This is a genomic window from Dietzia sp. SLG310A2-38A2 (genome assembly GCF_014145095.1).
Taxonomy (GTDB): domain Bacteria; phylum Actinomycetota; class Actinomycetes; order Mycobacteriales; family Mycobacteriaceae; genus Dietzia.
This window is the reverse complement of the sequence record NZ_JAALDX010000134.1, coordinates 1-2,692: the sequence shown is the minus strand read 5'-3', so window position 1 is coordinate 2,692 and position 2,692 is coordinate 1. Positions and strand designations below refer to the sequence as shown.

At 69.0% G+C, this 2,692-nt stretch carries 3 protein-coding genes; all 3 read left to right on the top strand.

Annotation, left to right across the window (positions count from 1 at the left end):
• The first annotated feature begins 126 nt into the window (after positions 1-126).
• Entirely contained in the window at positions 127-684 is a 558-nt protein-coding gene (gene hpt, locus G6027_RS05145; protein ID WP_182610652.1) for a hypoxanthine phosphoribosyltransferase, read from the top strand.
• A 68-nt stretch (positions 685-752) separates the two neighbouring features.
• Positions 753-2,303, top strand: coding sequence for an acyl-CoA synthetase (locus G6027_RS05140; RefSeq protein WP_182635994.1), 1,551 nt, complete (start codon positions 753-755; stop codon positions 2,301-2,303).
• Positions 2,304-2,310: 7 nt separating this feature from the next.
• On the top strand, positions 2,311-2,692 hold a 382-nt coding region (locus G6027_RS05135; protein ID WP_277612303.1), incomplete at its 3' end, for a sigma factor.

The following is a 2,692-nucleotide window of genomic DNA, read 5'->3' as shown; positions in this document are numbered from 1 at the left end:
GTGGCGGTGGGGGGCACGGGCCCGGGCGGGTCGGGTGTGTCGGCGGGCCGGGGCAGGTTGGTCGCTCGGCGACGGCATGGGATGGTGGTCCTGGAGATCGACCGGGCGAGCGGAGCGGGGACGTAGATGAGCACGGACAAGTACGCCGACGAGATCGAGTCGGTGCTCATCGACACCGATGTGATCCGCGACCGGATCGCCGAGATGGGCGCGACGATCGGCGAGCGCTACCGGGACTCCGAGCAGGAGGTCGTGCTGGTCGCCGTCCTCAAGGGTGCGGCGATCTTCGTCTCCGACTTCGCCCGGGCGCTGACCATCCCCTCCGAGCTGGAGTTCATGGCGGTCAGCTCCTACGGCTCCTCGACCAGCTCCTCGGGCGTCGTCCGGATCCTCAAGGACCTCGACCGCGACATCGCGGACCGCGACGTGATCATCGTCGAGGACATCATCGACTCGGGTCTGACCCTGTCGTGGCTGATGCGCAACCTCCGGACCCGCAATCCGCGCTCGCTGGAGATCGTCACCCTGCTGCGCAAGCCCGACGCGGTCAAGGCCGACCTGGACATCCTGGAGATCGGGTTCGACATCCCCAACGAGTTCGTGGTGGGCTACGGCCTGGACTTCGCCGAGAGGTACCGCGACCTGCCGTACATCGGCCGGCTGCACCCGCGCATGTACTCCTGACGGACCGTGTTGGACACGTGTCTGGCAAACGCGTGATCCAGGTCACGTCGGGCGGCTAGCCTGGCGGCATGTTCCCAGGTACCTTCGCCGCCACCACTCCCGACAAGCCCGCCGTGATCCGCCCCGCGACGGGCGAGCAGATCACCTATGCCGAGCTCGAGGCCAGGTCGGCCCAGCTCGCTCACGTGTTGACCGACGACTGGGGGCTGCGCCCCGGCGACACCATCGCCGTGGTCTCGGACAACACCCTCGAGATGGTCGAGATCTACTGGGGCGCGCTGCGGGTCGGGCTCTACATCGCCGCGATCAACCATCACCTGACGGCCGAGGAGTCCTCCTACATCATCGGCGACTGCGGTGCCCGCGCGCTCTTCGTCTCCGCTCCCGTGGCCGACCACGTCGACCTGTCCCCGGACGCGCACCCCGACGTCGAGCACCGGGTGGTCTTTGGCGGGACGCTCGACGGGTTCGCGGACTACCGCGAACTGCTGGCCGACAAGCCCACGGATCCGCCCGCCGACCAGCCCCGAGGCCACGACTTCCTCTATTCCTCCGGCACCACCGGCCGGCCGAAGGGCGTGCGCGTGGACCCGCCGGAGGGGCAGATCGACGAGGTCCCCGACGTCTACACCCCGGTGTTCAGCTTCCTTTACGCGTTCGACGCCGACAGCGTGTACCTGTGCCCCGCGCCGCTGTACCACGCGGCCCCGCTCCGGTTCTGCGGCGTGGTCAACTCCGTCGGCGGGACCGTGATCCTCATGGACCGCTTCGACGCCGAGGAGTCACTGCGGCTCATCGAGGAGTACCGCGTGACGCACTCGCAGTGGGTGCCGACGATGTTCGTGCGCATGCTCAAGCTGCCGGAGGAGACCCGGACGCGCTACGACGTGTCCAGCATGACCCACGCGATCCACGCCGCCGCGCCGTGCCCGCCCGAGGTCAAGCGCCGGATGATCGAGTGGTGGGGCCCGGTGATCCACGAGTACTACTCGGCCACCGAGGGCATGGGCATCACGTTCATCAACTCCCAGGAGGCGCTCGAACGCCCCGGATCGGTCGGCCGCGACGGGCTCAAGGGCATCGCGCACATCTGCGACGAGGAGGGACGCGAGCTCCCCATCGGCGAGATCGGCAGCATCTACTGGCAGCAGGACGAGGGCACCTTCACCTATCACGGGGACCCGGAGAAGACCGCGTCCGTCTTCCATCCCGAGCACCCCAACTGGTCCACCTTCGGCGACGTGGGTTATCTGGACTCCGACCGCTTCCTGTACCTCACCGACCGCAAGGCGTTCACCATCATCTCCGGCGGCGTGAACATCTATCCGCAGGAGATCGAGAACGCACTCGCGCTGCATCCGGCGGTCGAGGACGTCGCCGTGATCGGCATCCCGGACGAGGAGATGGGGGAGAAGGTCCACGCGGTGGTGGTGCCCGCTCCCGACCGCGCCGACGACCCCGACCTGGGCGAGGAGATCCTCGGATCGCTCCGCGGCCACATCTCGGACTTCAAGATCCCGCGGGCGGTGGACTTCGTCGACGAGCTACCCCGCACCCCCACCGGGAAACTGGTCAAGCGTCGGATCCTCGACCGCTACACGAGCGGGACCGTCGCCTGAGGCGTCGATGGACCTGACCGGCGAATTCGAACGCGAGCGACCCAGACTCACACGGATCGCCGCGCGCGTCCTCGGTGATCCGGCCGAGGCCGAGGACGCGGTCCAACAGGCGTGGCTGCGGCTGGCGAGGGCCGACGCCGCCGCCGTCGACAACCTGCAGGGCTGGCTCACCACCGTCGTCACCAGGGTGTGCCTGGACCGGCTCAAGGCCGCGGTGCCGGTGCCCGTGCCCGGGGACGCGCCCGATCGTCCGGGTACCGATCCCGACCCGGCCGAGGAGGTGGCCCTTGCCGAGTCGGTGGGGTCGGCGCTGCACCTGGTGCTCGACCGGCTGTCCCCCGCCGAGCGGGTGGCGTTGGTCCTGCACGACTCGTTCGCCGTCGACTTCG